This window comes from Pseudomonas sp. R5(2019) (assembly GCF_009905435.1).
GTDB lineage: Bacteria > Pseudomonadota > Gammaproteobacteria > Pseudomonadales > Pseudomonadaceae > Aquipseudomonas.
On the sequence record NZ_JAAAMT010000014.1, the window covers coordinates 76105 to 97271 of the forward strand.

The window sequence follows — 21167 nt, forward strand, 5'->3', positions numbered from 1 at the left end:
ACGGCTGGCTGGTGCTGGCCACAAAGCCCCGCCAAGTGGCGGGGTCTTGGTCCTAAGCCTGATCTACAGGTGCTCTAAATAAGGGCGAGACCAAGGAAGGTAGACTAATAAGTAAAAAGGCTGGGGCACAATTGAATACCATTTCGCCATACACAATTCGCTGTTTTAACCCTCTAATGAAGGGTAAGAAAGTTGAGGACTCCTATTCGCCTCTCGGGACGATTGGTCAGTTCGATATGTATGAGGTTTTTAAGTCGTACATCACCGGTAAAGGCAATGGGTATCACATAGTTCAAGCCACTGAGCAAATCTATGCTTTGGCCAGTTTCAAGTTTGATGACGCTAAGCGAGAGATTCGAGGGGTTGTAAGGGCTGGAAGCTACGGATCTAGAACCGATATAGTAAATATCAAGACCGGAAAAATTGATTTTAAGCGTCTAGAGGAAAATGCTGAAGTTTTAAATCGTTATGTCAGGTTTTTTGTTCCGGCAGAGCTTAATGAGGGTGTAGTTCTTCTGCATAACCAGAAGAATGCAGGGGTCAAGACATTGGTTTATGAGCTTCTGCGAGAAGAGTTTGCGCGGGTGACTGGTCGAGTCTTGCAAATGAATCCCCTCTCTTATGAAAAAGCTTTTGAAGAATGGAAGAAGGCTACCACCAAAGAGATAAAGTTAGTTCGCTTTAGCGGCATGAATACCATCGAAGATCAAATTAAGAAACTTGGCCACGATGAAGCCGAACATACCTATATTATCAAAGCGTCTCGAAGCAAAAGCCTCGGCACATTTGTTGATTATCTGACGCCTGGCACTGAGCAGAACGCGACAGTAGAAATTCTCGCGCCGCTTTGCGCCGAGGTGAAGACGGTTGTAGAAATGCATGGCAGGAAACGAACCTTTCGACTCGGGGGTAGTCAGAATAGTCAAGTTTGTGAGATTGATGTCGATGAGAAAAAAGTTACAATTACCGCTGGTAATCCTGATATGAGAGAATTTGATGCATGGTGTAAGATGCTCCTTAATGAGTTTCTTTTCACTATGTATCCTGGGATGGGTATAAAAGTATGAGCAGCAAAGTAAATATTAAAGACATTGTGTATGGCCACCTTGGCACGTTGTCGAAGGTTGATGGCGGTTGGTCATGGTTCGATTTTTTAACATTTTGTTTTGTTCCTATTGCTTTTAGCACTGCCAGCGTCATTATTGGATTTTCCTTAAATAAGGATGTTTCGTCACTCTTGGTAAACTTCGGGGCCATTTTTACCGCGCTTTTGCTTTCTGTTCTGGTTCTGGTCTATGACCAAGAGAGTAAGCTTGATGACAAGCATCAGCGCGATTTCGAGCTAAAACGTCCTGTCGACGCATTCTATGCTGCTAAGAAAAAGCTTCTCGACGAGCTTTATTACAATATAAGTTTTTCAATTCTTTCTTCGTTGGTTCTTATTGCTACATGTTTTGCTTTTTCGATGGCGGATAGTTTCGTTGACCCTAAGGCAGCCTCAGTATCTGTATCGCTGATTTTGTCTAAGCTAGTGTTCACTCCAATTACTGTTTTTGTTACGGTGAATTTGTTATTAACCATTGTCATGATCGTCAAGCGTCTCCATTCTTTGCTTCGACCGAAGTGATAGATGAGACAAAGAAGGCCCCATCACGGGGCCTTTTGTTTTTCCTGCATCCGCTTCCACTCTCGATCAAGGGCGCGCTTGGCAGCTGTCTTGCTCTGGCAGAGGTGGGTGAGGCGCCGGGGCTTGGCTTGGTCGCCCTCGGTGAGTTTGTGCTGCTGGCCGGTCTTCTCATCGCGGAACCAGGCGAGAAGGCCGGTAAAGCGCAGAGATATTCTGCATCCGGCGTGAGCATGCTCCGGGCTTGCGCCCGAATTATGTTGCGAGATCTCGATACACCTTTGATTTGTTATAGGGCTCGCCGGCGGCGCCCTTCGCCGCCATAAAGCTATAAGCCTCTACTGATGCCGCGAGTTCTGCGTCAGTCCAATTGTTCGACATGGTTGCGCCTTGGTAGTGGTTAGAGCTCCATGGAGGCGGAGGCTATTGACTGACAGAGGGACTGTCCAGCGACCGCTTCTGGCCGATTCTGTTGAAAAAGTCCGTCCGGCCAAACTGCTCGAAGATTGATCGGTGAAAACGCCTTTTTTGCACGTTGCTACGTGAAATCTGGGTCTATAAGACTCTGCACAAAGCAAAGATTTCAATCTCAGGCGCGTATTTTTCTGCCGTGGAAACCAAGGCCGACTTTTTCAACAGAATCGGCCGATCTCTGTCTCTCCCCGCGAACGTCCGTTGTGGGTCGACTGCGGTCTGTTGCGGCCGGCAGAAGTCGACCCAGGCTGTGTAAAAACGCGCTCCCAGTGTTGATGCATGCGCTACTACGCGAAATCTACTGACGATCGGCTGCTCAGCAGACTTGAAATTTGCGTAGGACCGCGATTTTTCGAGTGGCTCCGGTCAGCCGCACTGATCGAAAACGTTTTTACACAGCCTCGACCCATTGCAGACGGTCAGAACCGACAGAAATCGGCCAGAGCTGACAATCGAACCGGAGCCGTTTCCGGCGCAAACGGGTCAGGTGCAGGGTGACCACCAACCAATGGGCGATCCAAACTGTTCGCATCTGGAAAACTAGCTACTCTTTGGGAATCTGTGGGGCAGTAAATTTTTTGTAGTTCTCGCAGGGGCTTCTTTAGAATTCGTTGGTCAGCACAAATTTAGTTTCATGGCATAGGAGGCCAAAACTATACTATATAGGTACTTTGGATCCGAAAGCTCTTTGAGGCTAATCCAGGCTGCAAGATGCCCTCAGGTGTGGCGAACTCATTGCCTGAATTAGAAAGGTTTTCTAGCTTTTCAACTTATGAGATTGAACCTATGCTCGAAAGTATTCTGACGTCAGCCTTTGTTTCAACACTTTTGCTAGGGGCGGTTGGGTGGCTTGGGAAAATCTGGATAAACCGGGTCAGAGAAATCGATAGAGTTAAGTATGAAAGTGAAATAATTTCAATGAAACAGAAAGTCGATTTTTCTTTTCATACAAATAAGTCAGTTTTCGAAAAAGAGCTGATCGCATGCACGGAGACATGGAGTGCATTACTAAAGCTGACGTCCGAAGTGCTTTACATTAAAAGGGATTTTGATGGTGGCGAGGATGTTGAGGCGCAAATAATTATTTGCTATCAGCAGCACCTGAAGACCCATGACTTGATATATAATAACGCGCCTTTTATTCCAAAGAACATAAGGGACGGATTTATACAGTCCGCGATTGCGCTGCAGGACATCTATAAGAAATCACAGAAAATATCTAGAGAATTAGATTCTTACGAGTTGCCTTTCTCGTTTTTTGATGCTCAGTACAAAGATGCAGCGGATAAAATAGTTGAGCTTGAGGAGCTAATTAGGAGTCGCTACGTCATAAATTTGTGACTGTGTGTGGATATGTATTGCCCCCGAATTTTCAAATAAATGCCGCGGGCTGCTTCTCGGTCCTATCTACCTGATGCAATAATAAGTTTGACACGGCTGAATGAAAACTTTTAGTTGGGTTTGTGCCAGTCGCGACTGACCGGAAATGGCCGTTTTCTGCCCGTCATGAGAGGCAGAAAGCGACCCAGCGCGGATACTCATGTTGGAAATCAGCTGCGCCTAACCCAAGGGCCTGGCATCGCGCAGCTCTTTATAATCCGTCTATCGGAGGAAAAGCAGTGAAGGGCATTGTTAGACGGCTAACCACATACCCATGTGCCATTGGGTTTTTTTGAGCTCCTGAATAGGCGCCGCCACAGACCCATGTGCCATTAGGATTTTGCTGGGCTCCGGTGTATGCCCCGCCGCATACCCAGGTCCCATTCGGGTTCTTCTGCGCACCGGTATCGAGCGCTATCGTCTTCAGGGTGAAAACTACTGAACCAGGATTTGCCACGATCGGTCCAGCTTTCATAGGTTGATGTCAGTTGGTCATCCCTTACCTTCGAGTAAACGGAAGCTGTAGGTAAACAATCGTCCCTTGTTGTGGGAGTTCGTCTATGCTGGACACGTAGCGTTCAGTTTTTTTGAGGGTGTTGTCTTTATAGGTATCTCTTCTGTGTAATAACCAAAATGGGGTCGTATATGGGATTGATTATAAGGTCAACTATTTTTGTGCTGGTGTTATGGGTTGTATCTTATGTCGGGCTTCAAGTGCTAGGTGTTTATCTTCCCGAAAACAAGAATGAAATACTTGTTGCAACGACCATGTTGGTTGCGCTTGGTAGCGGCGTAGGTAGTTTTTTTGGTCCCGTTGTTCAACTTGCCTTCGTGGTTACAATACTATTGTACGCTGCCGAGAAAGCCGGACTACTCCAGCGCGATGCATCAGGCAGTCTGTTTTCGCGCATAGCCAGTGCGAGTAATATTCAAGCATTTATTGCTATTGTTATAATTGTGTCTTTGGCGATTGCGGCACTGAGTGGGATTGGAGATATTTCTGTACTTAAGGATTTAGCTCTAGTAGTAGTGGGCTTTTATTTCGGTACAAAACGTCAAAGCGATGCGGACGAATTACTTAAGCCAGAATCCGCCCAAGATCTGATGCAAAACAAGGATAAGCAGAGTTGAAATTTCTTACGTCGCAGACTCCCGACCAAGGTTTGCGCGCATACAGCTATAGCTCGAGTCGCAGTACCACCCGGTATCAATCATGCGTGCCGGTGCCAATGCCCCAACCACGACCCAAGGGGGCTCAGACATCGATGACTAGGTAGCGACTTCAAGTCAATACAAAGATTAAGTTGTCTCAAATCCCGTTCACGAACCAACCGGCCTGTTCGGGTTGAAAGCATCCTCTGGTCAGAGCGTCTGCTTTTGGCTGCAACCTGCCTGCCGAATTTGACGGAAGCTTTTACTAGCTTCCGCTTATCCTCATCCCTGTTTTTTCAGCTTTTGCTCAATGAACCCCATTTCTGCTTTGATCGCAGTGATGGTGAGCGTTTGCATTGTGCTTTTTCCGGTTCCGGTATCCACGAGCTTGAGTACAGCAATCAGGTGGGCTTTTCTCGCTTTAAGATCTTCAAAAATTTGTGAGCTATTTTGTGTCGTTGTGTTCATGGCTTCGATCCATACGTGGCTTAAACAGCCCGCAACGCAGGCTGTTTCAGGGTAGTCATCTGTTACATCGAGAGCAGGTCCCGCAGGCGATATTGGTTCCCACGCTCTGTTAGGTCCTGCCACTTCCAACTGCCAAAGTTTTCACCTTGCTCAGGTATTTCGAGTTTCAACAGGGAGGTTGGGTCCCTGCCGATCAGTCCGGCAGCGGCGTAAAGCTTGCCTCCAACATCAAGCAGCACCTGGGCGGCTTCATTCCACTTTTCCTCCAGGGCGTCGTGGGCAAGCCGTAAGGCTTTTTTCTCAATTTTTCCGTGTTCCTCCTGCGCCTCGGTGATGTGTTTTTCAACGATGGCCAGCTCCTGCTCCAGGGCGGTAATGATCAATTGCTGTCGACGATGTTGTTCGGTCGCGGCAGTGAGGTTTTTCGCCGCTTTCTGTGCGTCGTTGTTGGCAGTTTTTTCCCCTTCTACATCGCCCCAGGCCACGGCTTGCGCGTAGGCGGTGGCCGCCTGAGTCTCCGCCTGTCGTGCATTCACCATCTCTGCCTCACCCTGCTTGCGAATGTCCTCCAAGCGAGTGCTGAGGCATTCACGTTTTATGTTGAGTTCCTGCTCATCTGCTTTCCAGTTCGCCATGTCTTCAATGTGCGTGGCCATCAGACTTTCTCGGTTGGCAAATGCCTCGCGACGACTGAGTTTCTGATCCAGCTGGAAAAGCTGAAGGTCGATCGAGTCGATCTTTATTTTTCGACTGCTGATTTCATGCCTGACGTCGCTCTCGCGGCCTTGGCTAATGATTTCCGCGCTTTGCAACGCAGCTTCAAAATGCGGAAGTTCCGCTTTGATGGCTTCCATTTGAATGACAAGTTGGGCGCGTGTGTCTTTCAGATGCTGAATACCGTTCATGTGTTTTGTCCTGTCTAATTTGGTTGGGTTAGGAGTGGCTGGCGAGGCCGGTTCGGGCCGGCTTTACCTCGATCAGTAGGCTGGCCGTTAAGCGGCCTGTGCCTCGCTCTCATCCCTTCCCGGTACCGTCTTCACCACATAACAACGCTGTATGCCCAGGCCTGGTAAGCGGACGGCGCAGGAGGCTTTGCCGTCGGGCCCCGGCTCAAGGACGCCACGGCGAATCAGTTCCTTGTTCACGGCATTGATGTTCATGCCCTTGAACACTTCCGAACGCCATGCTTCCGGCAACACGTAGTAGGTGTTGGTGGTGTGCAGCGCGTCACCCAGGCCCTGCTCCAACGACTTGCGAAAACCCAAGCGGTCGATGGTCCGAGGGCCATGCTCATCGATTTTCGCGGCAGCCGATTCCCAGCGGGTGAAGCGACTTTCTCCGAAGCGTTCGATGACTTGGCGCAGCCGTGCCAGAATCGCGTCACCTTCGAGGTTTCCAGCACCACCACGCTCATTCATCCATGCGTTCAGACATACTCGGGCCGCAGTGGTAGCGGTGCCGTCTGGCCAGCCGGTAATCCCCATCGCGGTCGCCAGCTCGCCAGCTGCCGCAGCCAAACCAAAGCGAGCGGCTGCTCGATACGCCTGACCGCTGGCCGAGGCAGGCAGCGCTTTGGTGATGAACCCTTCCAAGGTGTGACGCAAGATAGTCGACCAGCCATGCCGTTTGCCGGGCTCACATAGAGCCGACAGGAACGCGGTGAGCGGTGTGCCGTAGTACTTGGCCACCCGTGCCTTGAGCGCATCGGAGAGGGTGGCGGCGTCTTCAAAACCGTTCAACACGTCGAACATGCCGAGGCCCTTGCTGGCATCCGCTGGCACCGCGAGCATGCGTATTTCCATGCCGGCTTTCAGCTCCTTGTTGGCTTCGGCCATGTGCTGCGCCAAGGTCTTCTCGCCGGTTGAGAGAAACAGCAAACGCCACTCCTGCACCTGTCGGCCAGCTTGGCCTCGATCATTGGCGCGAGCCTTACCGGTGCCGTTGCCGAGCATGTACACCGTCTCGCCAATGATGCGGGGGTCGCACATGCCGATTTCATCCAGTACCAAGAGCCCGTCCGAGTGCGCGGCGGCGATGGATTCCAAGGCGTTATCCGTCGAGCGCCAGGAACGCACCAGACGCGGCCCGCCGTAGATCGAGGCGGCCACCTGCAAATGGGTGGTCTTGCCGCCCGAGCTGTCGCCGTACAGGTGAAAACCGCCCGACTCATGGCCAAGCAGGTGCAACAGTGGACCGGCAAACGCCACGCTGGCCACAAACGCCAAGCGGTGATTACCGATGCACAAGGCGCCGATTTGCTCCTGCCACTGCTCCAGGGTGCCGGCTTCGCTGATCGGCGGCAGCTGCGCGCCGGCCTCATAGAAGTGCAGGTGTTCGGCGTGCGAGCCGACCTGTTGTTCGGGCAGCAGGAAGGCGCTGTCGTGCCAACCCAAACGGGTGACCAGTCGAGCCCGCTGGGCGCTGTCGAATCCGCCGAGATAACTTTGCAGGTCATTCCGCGCATTGCGTCCGGAGCGACTGCCGGCCAGACGCAGGCCCATATCCACCAGGGGGCCGAGTACGTCCTTGCCGAAGTCGCCGGTCATGGTCCGCGCCGGGATGTTCCAACGTTTTTTCGCTCCGTCCGGATCGTCAAACTCAACCAACAATCCCCAGTTATGACCCTGCACATCGCGAGTGCGCGCCAGGATCTCCAGCGGCGAGCACACCGGGCGTGCTTCGCCGTCGTCACCCGAATAAAACACGCCTTCTGGTGTCAGGCGAAAGCCGCTTGGGAGTAAATCGTTTTTCGGTTTCGCGGCACGCTTGGTCGTTGGCTTGGCTTTGCCTTCGGGTGGTTCGGTTGGTGCTTTCTCCGGCTCAAGACCGAACAGTTCACCGCTACGCTCCAGCTCCGCGAAATGCGCCGCCGTCCAACCTTTGGCCTGCGCGTCAGCCGCGTCGTCGCCGTCGTCCCATTGACCACCCTTGGCGAAGGTCGGTTGGTCATTCTTGAGGGCGGGCTTATGATTGAAGATGTCCAGGGCGATCACGCTCACTGACGCGGCGCCGATCTGGTGCAGTTGTTCGGCGACGGCAGCCATGCAGCCTTTACCGCTGACATCATTGTCTGGCCACAGCACCACGGACCGACCTGTGAGCGGTGTCAGGTCGGCTTTATGCCAAGAGTTCGAGCCGTTCGGCCAGCAGGTGGCCACGTAACCGGGCAGCAGCTCCGCCGCGGCGTCGGCGGCCTTTTCGCCTTCGCACAGAATGACCGGAGCATCTGCGCGTTGCGCCAGTTCATCCAGGCGCAGCAGGGGACGCGGATCCGGCAAACCCTGCCAACGCCATTGCTGCGTTTGACCGTCGGCACGTTGGCACCAAGTCAAAGGGGCAAACACCTTGCGCGGTTTGCCGTCTTCGTCCTGCCCCAAGTCGAAGCGGTAGAGCGCCATGACTGGCTGGCCTTGAGCGTCGCGATACATCCAGACCTTGGACGGCACGCCGTGTTGCCGGTGTTTGGCCGGACATTTGCCCGTGGCCTCGGCCGGGATCGGCTGAATGGCGAGCCATTCCGGTGTTTTGCTTTTGCTAGGGCTCGGTTTTGATTGAGCCACCCCAGCGACAACGTGCAGCAGATCCGCCAGCTTATTGCAGGCTTCGACGTCGGTGCCGCCATCCAGATAACGCACCAGATCGATCAGGTCGCCACCTTTATCGCCAGTGGCAAAATCCGCCCAGGTGCCTTTGCTCAAGTTGACCTTGAGGGATCCGGCGCGCTTGTCGGCGCGGGTTGGATTGGGAGCGGTGTATTCCTTACCGCCGTCCACGCGCTTGCCGTTGGGCAGCCAATGAGTCAGGACACGATCGATGTTCTGTAACGCAGCGGCTTTGACTTGAGCGAATGTAGGGCGACGGGCATGAGCTGTAGCTGCATTCATACGCCACCGCCTTGGGCCCGTTGCAACCCACTGGTAACGTCATCAATGATTGCCTTCGCCATCTCGCTCAAATAGTGCGAAGCCCAGACCATCGCGTCATTGTCATTCTCCATGCCGCTTCGGAAAGTCAGCTTGTTCACACAGTCCATGAGTAGGGACGCTTGTTCGAGCGCCTCTTCGCAGGAAATGCCTGCATCGATACGGAACAGTGGTTGGTTTTGAGCGTTGCACTTGGCAAAGGTGGCGCCGCCAACGGTATTAATCAAAATGGAAGGGCTCATTGGGCGCCTCCATTGATGGCTTGTCGGGTGGAGGTGTCCGCGTGCAAGGCGAGGGTGCGGATCAATCCCAGCGTCCCTCGAACATCCCACAGGGCAGCGGCGATAACGTGGTTGGCTAGACGTGGTCCGTCGCACTCGAACTGATCTTCAAGAAGCAGGAGCACCGAGCTGGCTCGCTCCACTGCACAGGTGATGGCATCAATCGGTACACCGGCTCCGGCGCCTTTGTCGACGCACAGCAGATCTTCGGGCAGGGAGAAGCTCAGGGCTTGGTTCATTGGACACCGCCTGCGGCTTCGAGAGCGCGGGCTTTGGCCATGTGGACGTTGTAACGGGCAAGACGTGTAGCGAGGCTGGAGTTGGCGTGTAAAGCGGCGAGAGCCATTGCCCGATGAGCAGCGGCGCGAATTTTGGACGGATTGAGGGCGTGCATGGGTGGAGCTCCTTCTTAAGTAGGAACTGCCACGGTTCGTCGCCAAACGAATTGGGGTGGCAGCTGTGCGCAGGTTGGCGAACCGGGTAAGAAGGAACCCGGCAGACCCGAGGGTCTCCCACGCACAGCCGCCATAATGCAAGAATGCGGGCACAAAAAAAGCGCCTGCAATCGTAATGGGGGCGCCTGTGCGCCTTCTTAAACTCGGGTCGCCAAACCCGGTCGCTGAATTTGCAGCGACGGCCAAAGAGTAACGTCCCGATTTCAAAAGTGCAACCGTGTGACGATCTTGCGCATTTTTTCGAAGCGGCATAGATTGTGCGGGCATGTAGATTTACCTCAACGCCTCCGGATCGCTCCCGGGGGCGTTTTCGTTAGTGCTGGGTAGTGACGGGGCGGGCGAGGGTGAGCCATTGCAAGTGGTTCCCTTGGCGGGCGCGTTGTTGCATCTGCTGTAGCGCTTCGGGATTGCGTAGCAGGTTCGGTATCAGCTCGCGAGCGTCATCAATTACCACGTCTGCTGGCGGCTGAACTGCTAATAGCGTCCACTCCAGGTTCTGCCACAGCACGATCAGCACCTGCGCACCGGCCGAGATCGCTTGATCGCGGAGGGCCAGCAATCGCTGGCGACCTTTGATCGCTGCGGTAGAAGGCAGAGACGCTTCGATTGCACCAACGAGATCCAGTGCTTGGTGGGGAAGAAAGGTCGGTGTCATGCTGCCTCCTGCATGTTGTTGAACAGCGGTGACAGGGTTTCGCCCTTGAGCCAAGCCAGGATTTTGCTGTCCTCATCGCACTGTCGACGGTGTTCTTCCGCGAGCAGATCTCGGCGCTGTGCCAGACACTCATCCACATAGCCGGTCACATCCGAGGTCAACCGCATTTCAAGGTGAAGGCGTTCGCTGGCGGTCTTTTCCTCCGCAAGATCCTGTTCAACGATGTCTTGCCACACCCCTGGATCGTTCGCGTAGCCGGTCGACTGGTCGACCAGCCAGTAAGTGACCCAGTCGGTCAAACCCAGCGATTTCAGTGCGGCGCGACGACCTTGTTTCATCGCGAAATGGCCAGAACCGTGGATGGTGGAAAACTCTCTGCGTACCGCGTTTTTGCTGATCAGTTCAGGTAATTCCCACGGATTGGATTTAAGCGGAAGGACCAGACCATCGGGGTTGAAAAAGAAGGCTTCTTGTTCTTCCCCATTCCAGCTCACACCCGCGATGGTGCGGTGCCGCCAGTTAATGGCATCCGGTCGATAAAGACGGAATCCGACGCTGTAGGAATCGAGAAAAGGGCCCGCGATGCTTGAGGGGCGGTTGTTCATGCAGCCACCTTCGTACGGGTCGCAATACGTGCACGGGTCCATGCCTGCACCTCACCGAGCACCCATGCGACGGGCGCTCCTCGGGCGTTGCTGTTGCTCAGTTTCACAGGAAGCGGAAAGCCGCTGTCTTGCTGTTGCATCAGCTTGTAGATAGTGGGGCGAGCAAGGCCGACCATCGCCATGACTTCGCTGATTCGAATGAGGGTGGTTGCGGGGTCGCGAACTGGGGATTTGGTATTGATTGCTTGGATGGAAGATGTCATAGCCGTGCCTATATGGTGAGAGACAGGCACAGACTAGAGAGGGGAAAAAAAGCAAACACGGTTTGCTTTTGATTGAAATTTATCGAGGTAAGTATCCACCCAGGATCAGGTATTTTTTGACGGTAGGCTCAGATGCTATGCGCTCTTTTTTCACCAAGGCTTTTTTCAGGTCTAGCTCTGAAATAGTAGGATTGGCCAGAATGTGACGATCAGCCGCCTTGCGAACGCGCTCGAAGAGATTCGCGACATCCTGTTGCTTTACCGACTCCGGATTCCTGTTGGCCTTACCCGCAGCTGCGCCTCTTTGCGAGGCCTTGGCGGAAAACGCTCTACCCAGCGCCTCGCTTAGAAAGCTGGCAACATTGAAATTACCCTTCGATACGTCCATGTCCTCAACTTGTCTGTAGAGGCTCGCTAGCATGAGCGCCTTGTCAGCGTCGCCCATGAATGCGCGGAAGGATTCACGAGCGTCAATTTCCCCGCCTGGATCCTTCTGTCGCTCCTTTTCGGCCAGTGCGCAATATTTCTTGGGGTCTGTTGTTTGCATTTGGGCTATGAGGTCTGCATCCAGGTCGAAGACGTAGAGTTCCGTTTCAAAGAGCCAGTTGGCGAGAACTTGAACAGCTTGAATGCTCTGCACCAGCGCATAAGTCGCCACGAGTTGCGAGTCCGCAGCGTCGCGATCAATGCTAATGAACCGGCGTGCGACACTCGGCAATGAACCTGCATCGGCGTAGCTGGCATGTTCCTCGATCTCGTCGCGGAGTCGAAACATCGTAGCGACCACGGACCCTGCTCGATCAGGATAACGGCCATCCTCAAGCCAGAATGAGGTGGCATAATTGGCCAGCTCCAGCGCCTCTTTGAAATGCTCGCGAAACGGCGAATACAACGCTAACTCACGCACAGCCAGTTCGATGTCGTCTTGTTCCCACAGCAAATTACTGACATCGAGGCCAGCAATCTCCAGGCAGCCAATCGGCAGATTCTCATCGTCCATTCACCGCCCCTTGGCCCCGCTTGGCGTCATAAATGCAGCGTTTCACGACATAGGCCTTCTCTACCAACAGTGAGGTGGCCGGGTAAATGCTGTTACACGGTTCGACCACGTTACACGTCGGGTAGCGCTGACGATTACTTCGTGTAACGTGAGATAAGTTGTTTATATTCAATGAGTTGAGGGGTTGCGTTACACCAGTAACACGCGTAACACGGTTTTTGGAGGGGGGGTGGGAGAGCAAATTCATACCGCCTTTCCAAACTGGCCCTGCACTACTTTGCCAACTGCTAGATCATCAAGATGGTCGGCATACCACTGCATCATCGTTACTCGTTTTTCAAGGTATTGAGCTTTGTTGTACACCCCTGAGATGCCTTCCTCTTTGTGCGCAAGCTGTGCCTCAACGTGTTCCTTCGGCCAGCCATGTTCTCGGAGCAGTGTGCTCGCTGTGTGTCGAGTACCGTGTCCAACTAGGCGACCTTTGTAGCCAATTGTGGCAAAGACCTTATTGATCGTATTTTCACTAATGGTCGGATTTTTGGCTCCGACCCCGGGGAAGAGCCAACGACTGCGGCCGGTTAAGCAGTGCAGCTCTTTCAGTGCTGCAACAGCTTGGTGGGGGAGGGGGCATACAAAATCCCGACGCATCTTCATTTTGGCGGCAGGCGTGATCCAAATGGCTTTCTCAAGGTCGAACTCCTTCCATTCGGCCAAGCGGACCATCCCAGGCCGTGATGCCGTCCATACACAAAGCCATGCCGCAGTGCGAGCCGTCAGCCTGCTCGGGGTGTTTTTGAGTGCCTGGAGGAATTCAGCCAGTTCGGGCTCCAGCAAATGTGGATGCTGTTGAGTCTTAGGGGCTTGGGCCGCAATATCGCGAAGGCGGCTGCCCGGATCGTTTTCAGTCAGGCCTAGGCCGATGGCTCGCCCGAAGATCTGATTTATCCAGGTGCGACACTTTTCCGCTACGTTGTGTGCGTCTCGGGCTTCGATGGATGCCTGAAGTTCTGCGCAATCGGTACGGGTGATTTCGTCTAGAGGCTTGTCTCCCAGTGCCGGAAGTATGTCCTTGTCGAGGTAGGTGCGGATTTTGTTCAGGGTGGAGGATGCGAGACCCTTTTCCTCTTTCGCCTTCAGCCAGGCATCAGCAGCAGCTCGAAAGGTTCGGGTTTTGGCCGCATCGATAGCAGCTTTCGCGGATCGCTTTTGCTCAAGGGGGTCGGCACCGCTACTCACTACTTTGCGTAGATCGGCAGCTTTGTCTCGTGCCAGCGCTCCACTTACTTCCGGGTAACCCCCCAGCCCCATCCATGCCCAATTGCCCGCCGGACGTTTGTAGCGGAGCTGCCAAGATTTACCACCATCGGGTTTGACCCTGAAGTAGAGGCCGTTTCCGTCTAGCTCTCGGTATTCCTTTGATTCCGGCTCCAATCCCGCAAGTGTCGTGTCAGCGAGAGGGCGGCGCTTGATGTCTGCGCGCTTCATCCTTGTATCCCAAAGTTCGGTATTTTTCTCAGGATACAAGCAGGGATACAGGGATACAACGGATAAGGGGATACAGGGATAGACAGACAGGCACAAAAAAACCGGCCAAGTGGCCGGTTTATCTGGGTCTAAGAGGCTGGTAGAGACTCTCAGATACTGCTATGTGGTGCCCCCGGGGAGACTCGAACTCCCACTCCTTTCGAAAACGGATTTTGAATCCGCCGCGTCTACCGATTCCGCCACAGGGGCTTGCTGGGCGCGAAGTATAGAGAGGCATCTACCGTTGGTCAATCAGCTTTCATGGTCAATTTCACATGTTTCCGCTAAACTTTGCCGCCCTGTCATACCGAACTCCATCATGCGCGTCGCCGATTTTGCCTTCGAGCTCCCAGATTCCCTTATTGCTCGCCACCCGCTGGCAGAGCGTCATAGCAGCCGCCTGCTGACCCTGGACGGGCCGAGCGGGGCGCTGGCTCATCGTCAATTCACCGATTTGCTGGAGTATCTGCGCCCCGGCGATTTGATGGTGTTCAACAATACGCGGGTGATTCCGGCGCGTTTGTTTGGCCAGAAGGCATCCGGCGGCAAGCTGGAAATCCTGGTCGAGCGCGTGCTTGATAGCCATCGGGTGCTGGCCCATGTGCGCTCGAGCAAGTCGCCCAGGCCCGGTTCGCAGATTTTGCTGGACGGTGGTGGCGAGGCCGAAATGGTTGCTCGCCACGATGCGCTGTTTGAATTGCACTTCAGCGAAGAGGTGCTGCCGCTGCTTGACCGAATCGGTCATATGCCGCTGCCTCCTTATATCGACCGTCCGGACGAAGGCGCCGACCGCGAGCGCTATCAAACCGTCTACGCTGAACGCGCAGGCGCGGTGGCTGCACCCACCGCGGGGCTGCATTTCGATGAAGGCCTGCTGGCACAGATCGCGGCCAAGGGTGTCGACACTGCGTTTGTCACCTTGCACGTTGGCGCGGGCACCTTCCAGCCGGTGCGGGTGGAGCGCATCGAAGATCACCACATGCATAAAGAGTGGCTGGAAGTCAGCCAGGATGTGGTGGATGCGGTAGCCGCCTGCAAGGCGCGCGGTGGTCGGGTGGTGGCGGTGGGCACCACCAGCGTGCGTTCGCTGGAAAGCGCGGCGCGCGATGGCGTGCTCAAGCCGTTCAGCGGTGACACCGATATCTTTATTTTCCCGGGCCGGCCGTTCCATGTGGTCGATGCCCTGGTGACCAATTTTCACTTGCCTGAATCCACGCTGTTGATGCTGGTTTCGGCCTTCGCCGGTTACCCGGAAACCATGGCGGCCTATGCGGCGGCAGTGGAAAACGGTTACCGCTTCTTCAGTTATGGTGATGCGATGTTCATCACCCGCAATCCGGCGCCGCGTGGCCCCGAGGATCAAGCATGAGTCGCACCTGTCGTATGTCCTTTGAGTTGTTGGCCACCGATGGCAAGGCGCGTCGTGGCCGCTTGACCTTCCCGCGTGGCGTGGTCGAAACCCCGGCGTTCATGCCGGTGGGTACCTATGGCACGGTCAAGGGCATGTTGCCGCGTGACATCGAGGCCATCGGCGCGCAGATGATCCTGGGTAACACCTTCCACCTGTGGCTGCGCCCGGGCATGGAGGTGATCAAGGCTCACGGTGATCTGCATGACTTCATGCAGTGGAAAGGCCCGATCCTCACCGACTCCGGTGGTTTCCAGGTGTTCAGCCTGGGCGCCATGCGCAAGATCAAGGAGGAGGGCGTGACCTTCGCCTCGCCGGTCGACGGTTCCAAGGTGTTCATGGGGCCGGAAGAATCGATGCAGGTCCAGCGCGACCTGGGCTCCGACGTGGTGATGATTTTCGACGAATGCACCCCGTACCCGGCCGACGAAGACGTGGCTCGAGTGTCCATGGAGCTTTCGCTGCGCTGGGCTCAGCGTTCGAAGAATGCCCATGGCGACAACACCGCGGCGCTGTTCGGCATTGTCCAGGGTGGTATGCACCAGAATCTGCGCATGCGCTCGCTCGAAGGCCTGGAGAAGATCGGCTTCGACGGCCTGGCCATTGGCGGTCTGTCGGTGGGCGAGCCCAAGCATGAAATGATCAAGGTGCTGGACTACCTGCCGGGGCAAATGCCGGCTGACAAACCTCGTTACCTTATGGGGGTGGGCAAACCTGAAGATCTCGTTGAGGGTGTGCGCCGCGGAGTCGACATGTTCGACTGCGTGATGCCTACGCGCAACGCGCGCAACGGGCATCTGTTCATCGACACGGGCGTGCTGAAGATCCGTAACGCGTTCCATCGCCATGATGATTCGCCGCTGGACCCGACCTGTGATTGCTACACCTGCCAGAATTTCTCCCGCGCTTATCTGCACCACCTGGATAAATGCGGCGAAATGCTGGGTAGCATGTTGAATACCGTGCATAACTTGCGGCATTACCAGCGCTTGATGGCTGGTTTGCGCGAGGCAATTCAACAAGGTACATTGGCCGCCTTTGTCGATGCCTTCTATGCCAAGCGCGGGTTGCCTGTGCCGCCTTTGGACTAAACTATTCCGAACTTTTCCGAGTCCCTTCTGCAACTGGAGTGCTAAATGAGCTTTCTGATTCCTGCCGCTTACGCGGATGCCGCCGCCCCTGCTGCCGCTGCTAGCCCGGCCGGTACCGGCTTCGAGTGGATTTTCCTGGTGGGTTTCCTGGTCATCTTCTACCTGATGATCTGGCGTCCACAGGCCAAACGTGCCAAAGAGCAGAAAAACCTGCTGGGCAACCTGCAAAAAGGCGACGAAGTGGTCACCACCGGTGGTATCGCCGGCAAAATCACCAAAGTGGCCGATGATTTCGTGGTAATCGAAGTTTCCGATACCGTGGAGCTCAAGTTCCAGAAGGGCGCGGTAGCCGCCACTCTGCCGAAAGGCACGCTAAAAGCGATCTGAGTTTTAAGAATTTTACCCATCGACGGGGCGCGCAAGGCGCCCCGCGTCTTGAACGGGCGGCGTGATGCTGAACAAATACCCTCTGTGGAAATACGTACTGATCCTGGCGGTGCTGGCGATCGGTTTAATTTATTCCGCTCCCAATCTCTATCCAGACGATCCGGCCATTCAGGTCAGCGGTGCAAGCACTGCGCTGCAGGTAACGGAATCGGATCTGGAGCGTGTCAGCAAGGCTCTGGCCGATGCTGGCATTCAGGTCAAGGCAGCGACCCTGGCCGAGAAAGGCAAGGGCGGTTTGGTGCGGCTGGTCAAGAAAGACGATCAACTGCCGGCCAAGGATGTGGTGCGCAAGGCCCTGGGCGACGACTATGTCGTAGCGCTCAACCTGGCCCCAACCACGCCTGACTGGCTGCGCAACATCGCGGCTCACCCGATGAAGCTGGGTCTGGACTTGTCCGGTGGTGTGCACTTCCTGCTCGAAGTGGACATGGACAAAGCCATGGATGCCCGCCTGAAGGTGTACGAAGGCGAAGTCAAAAGCTTGCTGCGTAAAGAGCGCGTGCGTTATCGCAGCCTGCCGCAACAAGACGGTGGCATTCAGCTGGGCTTCAGCGACGATGCAACCCGCGAACAGGCCCGTGCCCTGATCCGCAAGAATTTCAACGATTTCGAATTGATCCCCAGCCAGCGTAACGAGCTGCAGGTGCTGAAACTGGCACTGACGCCAGCCAAGATCGCGGAAATCCGGGAATACTCGATCAAGCAGAACCTGACTACGGTACGTAACCGCGTCAACGAGCTGGGTGTTGCCGAACCGCTGGTACAGCGCCAGGGTGCCAACCGCATCGTGGTCGAGCTGCCAGGTGTGCAAGACACCGCCGAAGCCAAGCGTATTCTCGGCAAGACGGCCAACCTGGAGTTCCGCCTGGGTGCCGAGCCAGGTGCGTCCAAGGCGACCACCGAGTCGTTCGAGTTCCGTGAGGGCGGTCGTCCGCCTGCCGCGGTCGAGCGTGGCCTGATCATCACCGGTGACCAGGTCACCGACGCCCAGGCCAGCTTCGACGAGCAAGGCCGTCCGCAAGTGAACATCCGCCTGGATGGTCATGGTGGCGAGCTGATGAGCCGTGCCACGCGCAGCAACGTCGGTCGCAGCATGGCGGTGATCTTCATCGAGCAGAAGCCGGTGACCCGCTACGAGAAGAAAGTGGTCGACGGCGTCGAGAAAGACGTTGCCGTCCAGACCTTCAGCGAAGAAAAACGCATCATCAGCCTGGCGACCATCCAGTCGCCGCTGGGTAGCCAGTTCCGTATCACCGGCCTGACCGGCCAGGGCGAGTCTTCCGAGCTTGCGCTGCTGCTGCGTGCCGGTGGCCTGGCCGCACCGATGTACTTCGCTGAAGAACGTACCATCGGCCCAAGCCTGGGTGCGGACAACATCACCAAGGGTATCGATGCGTCCCTGTGGGGCATGCTCTTCGTGTCGCTGTTCATCATGGCCATCTATCGCTTCTTTGGCTTGATCGCCACGGTCGCACTGACCGTCAACATGGTCCTGCTGCTGGCGCTGATGTCGCTGCTGGGGGCAACCCTGACCCTTCCGGGTATTGCCGGTATCGTCTTGACCATGGGTATGGCGGTGGACGCCAACGTGCTGATCTTCTCGCGGATTCGCGAGGAAATTGCCGCGGGCATGTCCGTGCAGCGGGCTATTCATGAAGGTTTCGATCGCGCCTACACGGCGATTCTCGACGCCAACCTGACCACCCTGCTCGTGGGCGGCATTCTCTTCGCGATGGGCACCGGCCCCGTCAAGGGCTTCGCCGTCACCATGTCCCTCGGGATCTTTACCTCGATGTTCACGGCCATCATGGTGACCCGCGCGATGGTCAACCTGATCTTCGGCGGTCGTGACTTCAAGAAGTTGTGGATTTAAGGGGCTGCCATGTTACGTACCATCAACTTCATGGGTGTTCGCAACGTTGCGTTCGCCGTTACCGTGCTCCTGACCTTGCTGGCATTGTTCAGCTGGTTCCAGAAAGGGCTCAACTTCGGCCTGGACTTCACCGGCGGTACGCTCATCGAGCTGGCCTACGAGCGTCCGGCAGACCTTGGCAAGGTGCGTGAGCAGCTGGTCGAGGCGGGCTACAAGGACGCTGTGGTGCAGAACTTCGGCGCCACCACGGATATCGTGGTGCGCATGCCGGGCGATGACCCGCAACTGGGTAACGAAGTCGCCGATGCCTTGCGCAAGTCCGGCAGCGACAACCCGGCCGTGGTCAAGCGCGTCGAGTTCGTCGGCCCGCAGGTCGGCGAAGAGCTGCGCGACCAGGGCGGCCTCGGCATGCTGCTGGCGCTGGGCGGCATCATGATTTACCTGGCGTTCCGCTTTCAGTGGAAATTCGCGGTCGGTGCAATCGTCTCGCTGATCCACGACGTCGTGGTGACCTTGGGTATCCTGTCGTTCTTCCAGATCACCTTCGACCTGACGGTGCTGGCGGCGGTACTGGCGATCATCGGTTACTCGCTCAACGACACCATCGTCGTGTTCGACCGGGTGCGTGAAAACTTCCGCGTACTGCGCAAGGCCTCGCTGATCGAGAACATCAACATCTCGACCACCCAGACCCTGCTGCGGACCGTGGCGACTTCGGTGTCGACCTTGCTGGCTATCGGCGCGCTGCTGGTCTTCGGTGGCGATAACCTGTTCGGTTTCTCTGTCGCGCTGTTGGTCGGTGTATTGGCGGGTACCTACTCCTCGATCTACATCGCCAACGTGATGCTGATCTGGCTGAACCTGAGCAGCGAAGACCTGATTCCGCCGGTCAAGGCCGAAGGCGTGGACGACCGTCCTTGAGCTGAAACCCTGCTACTCCTACAATAGATGTTCCGGCATTGAGCAGGATCCGGGTTTAGCAAACCAGAAAGGCGCGAGTTTTTGAACTCGCGCCTTTTTTCATGCTCCAAGGCTGGGAGAAGCGCGGGCTTTGATCCGTCAGTATGGTCAGGAGGTTCACGTGAACAAGTCGATGCTAGTGGGTGCGGTGCTGGGTGCTGTCGGCGTGACTGCCGGTGGTGCTGTGGCAACCTACAGCTTGATCAAAAGCGGCCCTGAATACGCCGATGTGATGGCGGTCGAGCCGATCAAGCAAACCATCAAGACCCCACGCGAAGTATGCAAGGACGTCACTGTGACGCGGCAAAAGCCGGTCAAGGACCAGCATCAGATCGTTGGCAGTGTGCTGGGTGCCGTCGCGGGTGGTCTGCTCGGCAACCAGGTCGGTGGCGGTAGCGGCAAGAAGATCGCCACGGTGGCCGGTGCCGTCGGTGGTGGCTACGCCGGTAACAAGGTCCAGGAAAACATGCAGTCCAGCGATACCTACACCACCACCGAGACCCGCTGTAATACCGTCACTGATCTCAGTGACAAGGTTGTGGGCTATAACGTGAAGTATCAGCTGGACGGCAAGGTCGGTCAGGTGCGCATGAATCACGATCCAGGCTCGCAGATCCCGGTCGACAAACAGGGCAAGCTGGTCCTGAGTCAGAACGAACCTGAGCGGTAAAATGCACCAGGCATAAAAAAAGCACCCCGAGGGGTGCTTTTTTGTCGGCGTCTCAAGCGTTTAGCGCTTGAGCGAAGCCGGCAGGTGCGGCTGGATGGCCGTCAGTACTGCCTTGAAGCACTTGGTGTTGCCGGCAACGATATGGCCTTTTTCAAGGAATTCGTGGCCACCGGTGAAGTCACTGACCAGGCCGCCTGCTTCCTGGATCAGCAGGGCGCCTGCTGCCATGTCCCACTCCGACAGGCCCGATTCCCAGAACGCATCGAAACGACCGGCGGCCACATAGGCCAGGTCGAGGCTGGCAGCGCCAGCGCGGCGGATGCCGGCAGTCTGGCCAACCAGGGCGCGGAACATGCCCAGGTAGTTGTCCAGGTTGTCCATCTGGTTGTCGCGGAACGGGAAGCCGGTACCCAGCAGGGCGCCTTCCAGGCTCTTGCGTGGGCTGACGCGTAGACGGCGACCGTTCAGTGCGGCGCCACGGCCACGGCTGGCGGTGAACTCTTCCTGGCGAACCGGATCCAGAACCACGGCGTGCTCGAGGCGGCCGCGGTATTTGCAGGCGATGCTGACCGCGAAGTGCGGAACGCCACGCAGGAAGTTGGTGGTGCCATCGAGCGGGTCGATGATCCACAGGTAATCTTCGCCTTCACCGCTGCCTGCATGCAGGCCGGTTTCTTCGCCGTAGATGCCGTGGTTCGGGTAGGCCTTGCGCAGCGCCTTGATGATGCACTCTTCGGCTGCACGATCAACTTCGGAGACGTAATCCTTCGCGTCTTTTTCGTCAACCTTGATGCTATCCAGGCGCTCGATGGAGCGGAAAATCAATTCACTGGCGCTGCGGGCGGCGCGCAGCGCGATATTCAGCATGGGCTGCATGGACGTTTCACCTGGGTCGTTAAAGAAAGCCGAACATT

General features: G+C 55.9%; 22 protein-coding genes and 1 tRNA gene. 10 read left to right on the forward strand and 13 right to left on the reverse strand.

The window, feature by feature from the left end; genetic code table 11:
* The first annotated feature begins 131 nt into the window (after positions 1–131).
* The 4 genes from GUY40_RS11930 (at position 132) to GUY40_RS11945 (ending at position 4609) form a co-directional block, all read left to right on the forward strand.
* Entirely contained in the window at positions 132–1067 is a 936-nt protein-coding gene (locus GUY40_RS11930) for a hypothetical protein (protein WP_166569149.1), read from the forward strand.
* Positions 1064–1627: a hypothetical protein gene (locus GUY40_RS11935; RefSeq protein ID WP_166569150.1), complete on the forward strand. Its 564-nt coding sequence runs from the start codon at positions 1064–1066 to the stop codon at positions 1625–1627. Before GUY40_RS11930 ends, GUY40_RS11935 begins: the two co-directional genes overlap by 4 nt.
* A 1257-nt stretch (positions 1628–2884) precedes the next feature.
* Positions 2885–3439: a hypothetical protein gene (locus tag GUY40_RS11940; protein ID WP_166569151.1), complete on the forward strand. Its 555-nt coding sequence runs from the start codon at positions 2885–2887 to the stop codon at positions 3437–3439.
* Positions 3440–4123: 684 nt separating this feature from the next.
* Complete coding sequence (locus GUY40_RS11945) at positions 4124–4609, forward strand: hypothetical protein (protein ID WP_166569152.1); 486 nt, start codon at positions 4124–4126, stop codon at positions 4607–4609.
* Positions 4610–4912: 303 nt separating this feature from the next.
* Here GUY40_RS11945 and GUY40_RS11950 read toward each other — a convergent pair whose 3' ends face one another.
* The 12 genes from GUY40_RS11950 to GUY40_RS12005 all read right to left on the reverse strand — a co-directional run bounded on the left by GUY40_RS11950 (position 4913) and on the right by GUY40_RS12005 (position 14014).
* The gene (locus tag GUY40_RS11950; protein WP_166569153.1) at positions 4913–5098 is read right to left on the reverse strand and encodes a hypothetical protein; all 186 of its coding nucleotides are present in this window, start codon (positions 5096–5098) and stop codon (positions 4913–4915) included.
* Positions 5099–5160: 62 nt separating this feature from the next.
* Positions 5161–6003 (reverse strand): chromosome segregation protein SMC, encoded by an 843-nt coding sequence (locus GUY40_RS11955; protein ID WP_166569154.1) that lies wholly within the window; start codon positions 6001–6003, stop codon positions 5161–5163.
* Between the two features lie 87 nt (positions 6004–6090).
* Positions 6091–8982 carry a DUF927 domain-containing protein gene (locus GUY40_RS11960; protein WP_166569155.1) on the reverse strand — a complete coding sequence of 964 codons (2892 nt, stop codon included), beginning with the start codon at positions 8980–8982 and terminating at the stop codon, positions 6091–6093.
* Positions 8979–9263, reverse strand: coding sequence for a DUF3077 domain-containing protein (locus tag GUY40_RS11965; protein WP_166569156.1), 285 nt, complete (start codon positions 9261–9263; stop codon positions 8979–8981). The genes GUY40_RS11960 and GUY40_RS11965 overlap by 4 nt, the downstream gene beginning before the upstream one ends.
* Positions 9260–9541: a hypothetical protein gene (locus GUY40_RS11970; RefSeq protein WP_166569157.1), complete on the reverse strand. Its 282-nt coding sequence runs from the start codon at positions 9539–9541 to the stop codon at positions 9260–9262. The genes GUY40_RS11965 and GUY40_RS11970 overlap by 4 nt, the downstream gene beginning before the upstream one ends.
* Entirely contained in the window at positions 9538–9696 is a 159-nt protein-coding gene (locus GUY40_RS11975) for a hypothetical protein (RefSeq protein ID WP_166569158.1), read from the reverse strand. Before GUY40_RS11975 ends, GUY40_RS11970 begins: the two co-directional genes overlap by 4 nt.
* A gap of 374 nt (positions 9697–10070) precedes the next feature.
* Complete coding sequence (locus tag GUY40_RS11980; protein ID WP_166569159.1) at positions 10071–10412, reverse strand: hypothetical protein; 342 nt, start codon at positions 10410–10412, stop codon at positions 10071–10073.
* A complete protein-coding gene (locus tag GUY40_RS11985) occupies positions 10409–11017 on the reverse strand; it encodes a hypothetical protein (protein ID WP_166569160.1) in 609 nt (202 codons plus the stop codon). Before GUY40_RS11985 ends, GUY40_RS11980 begins: the two co-directional genes overlap by 4 nt.
* Complete coding sequence (locus GUY40_RS11990) at positions 11014–11280, reverse strand: AlpA family transcriptional regulator (RefSeq protein ID WP_166569161.1); 267 nt, start codon at positions 11278–11280, stop codon at positions 11014–11016. Before GUY40_RS11990 ends, GUY40_RS11985 begins: the two co-directional genes overlap by 4 nt.
* A 79-nt stretch (positions 11281–11359) precedes the next feature.
* On the reverse strand, positions 11360–12280 hold the full coding sequence (locus tag GUY40_RS11995) for a hypothetical protein (protein WP_166569162.1): 921 nt from the start codon (positions 12278–12280) through the stop codon (positions 11360–11362).
* Between the two features lie 243 nt (positions 12281–12523).
* Positions 12524–13765, reverse strand: a complete 1242-nt coding sequence (locus tag GUY40_RS12000; protein WP_166569163.1) for a tyrosine-type recombinase/integrase — start codon at positions 13763–13765, stop codon at positions 12524–12526.
* A 164-nt stretch (positions 13766–13929) separates the two neighbouring features.
* Positions 13930–14014, reverse strand: a tRNA-Leu gene (locus GUY40_RS12005).
* Positions 14015–14123: 109 nt separating this feature from the next.
* On the opposite strand from GUY40_RS12005, the gene queA reads away from it, so the two are divergent.
* The 6 genes from queA to GUY40_RS12035 all read left to right on the forward strand — a co-directional run bounded on the left by queA (position 14124) and on the right by GUY40_RS12035 (position 20253).
* The gene (gene queA, locus GUY40_RS12010; RefSeq protein WP_166569164.1) at positions 14124–15173 is read left to right on the forward strand and encodes a tRNA preQ1(34) S-adenosylmethionine ribosyltransferase-isomerase QueA; all 1050 of its coding nucleotides are present in this window, start codon (positions 14124–14126) and stop codon (positions 15171–15173) included.
* 14 nt (positions 15174–15187) lie between these two features.
* Positions 15188–16303, forward strand: coding sequence for a tRNA guanosine(34) transglycosylase Tgt (tgt, locus tag GUY40_RS12015; protein ID WP_166569191.1), 1116 nt, complete (start codon positions 15188–15190; stop codon positions 16301–16303).
* A gap of 45 nt (positions 16304–16348) precedes the next feature.
* Positions 16349–16690 carry a preprotein translocase subunit YajC gene (gene yajC / locus GUY40_RS12020; protein WP_166569165.1) on the forward strand — a complete coding sequence of 114 codons (342 nt, stop codon included), beginning with the start codon at positions 16349–16351 and terminating at the stop codon, positions 16688–16690.
* A 64-nt stretch (positions 16691–16754) separates the two neighbouring features.
* Positions 16755–18623 (forward strand): protein translocase subunit SecD, encoded by a 1869-nt coding sequence (secD, locus tag GUY40_RS12025; protein ID WP_166569166.1) that lies wholly within the window; start codon positions 16755–16757, stop codon positions 18621–18623.
* A 9-nt stretch (positions 18624–18632) separates the two neighbouring features.
* The gene (secF, locus tag GUY40_RS12030; RefSeq protein WP_166569167.1) at positions 18633–19544 is read left to right on the forward strand and encodes a protein translocase subunit SecF; all 912 of its coding nucleotides are present in this window, start codon (positions 18633–18635) and stop codon (positions 19542–19544) included.
* A 160-nt stretch (positions 19545–19704) separates the two neighbouring features.
* Positions 19705–20253 carry a glycine zipper 2TM domain-containing protein gene (locus GUY40_RS12035; protein WP_166569168.1) on the forward strand — a complete coding sequence of 183 codons (549 nt, stop codon included), beginning with the start codon at positions 19705–19707 and terminating at the stop codon, positions 20251–20253.
* Positions 20254–20313: 60 nt separating this feature from the next.
* Here GUY40_RS12035 and suhB read toward each other — a convergent pair whose 3' ends face one another.
* The gene (suhB, locus tag GUY40_RS12040; protein ID WP_166569169.1) at positions 20314–21129 is read right to left on the reverse strand and encodes an inositol-phosphate phosphatase; all 816 of its coding nucleotides are present in this window, start codon (positions 21127–21129) and stop codon (positions 20314–20316) included.
* Positions 21130–21167: the final 38 nt, after the last annotated feature.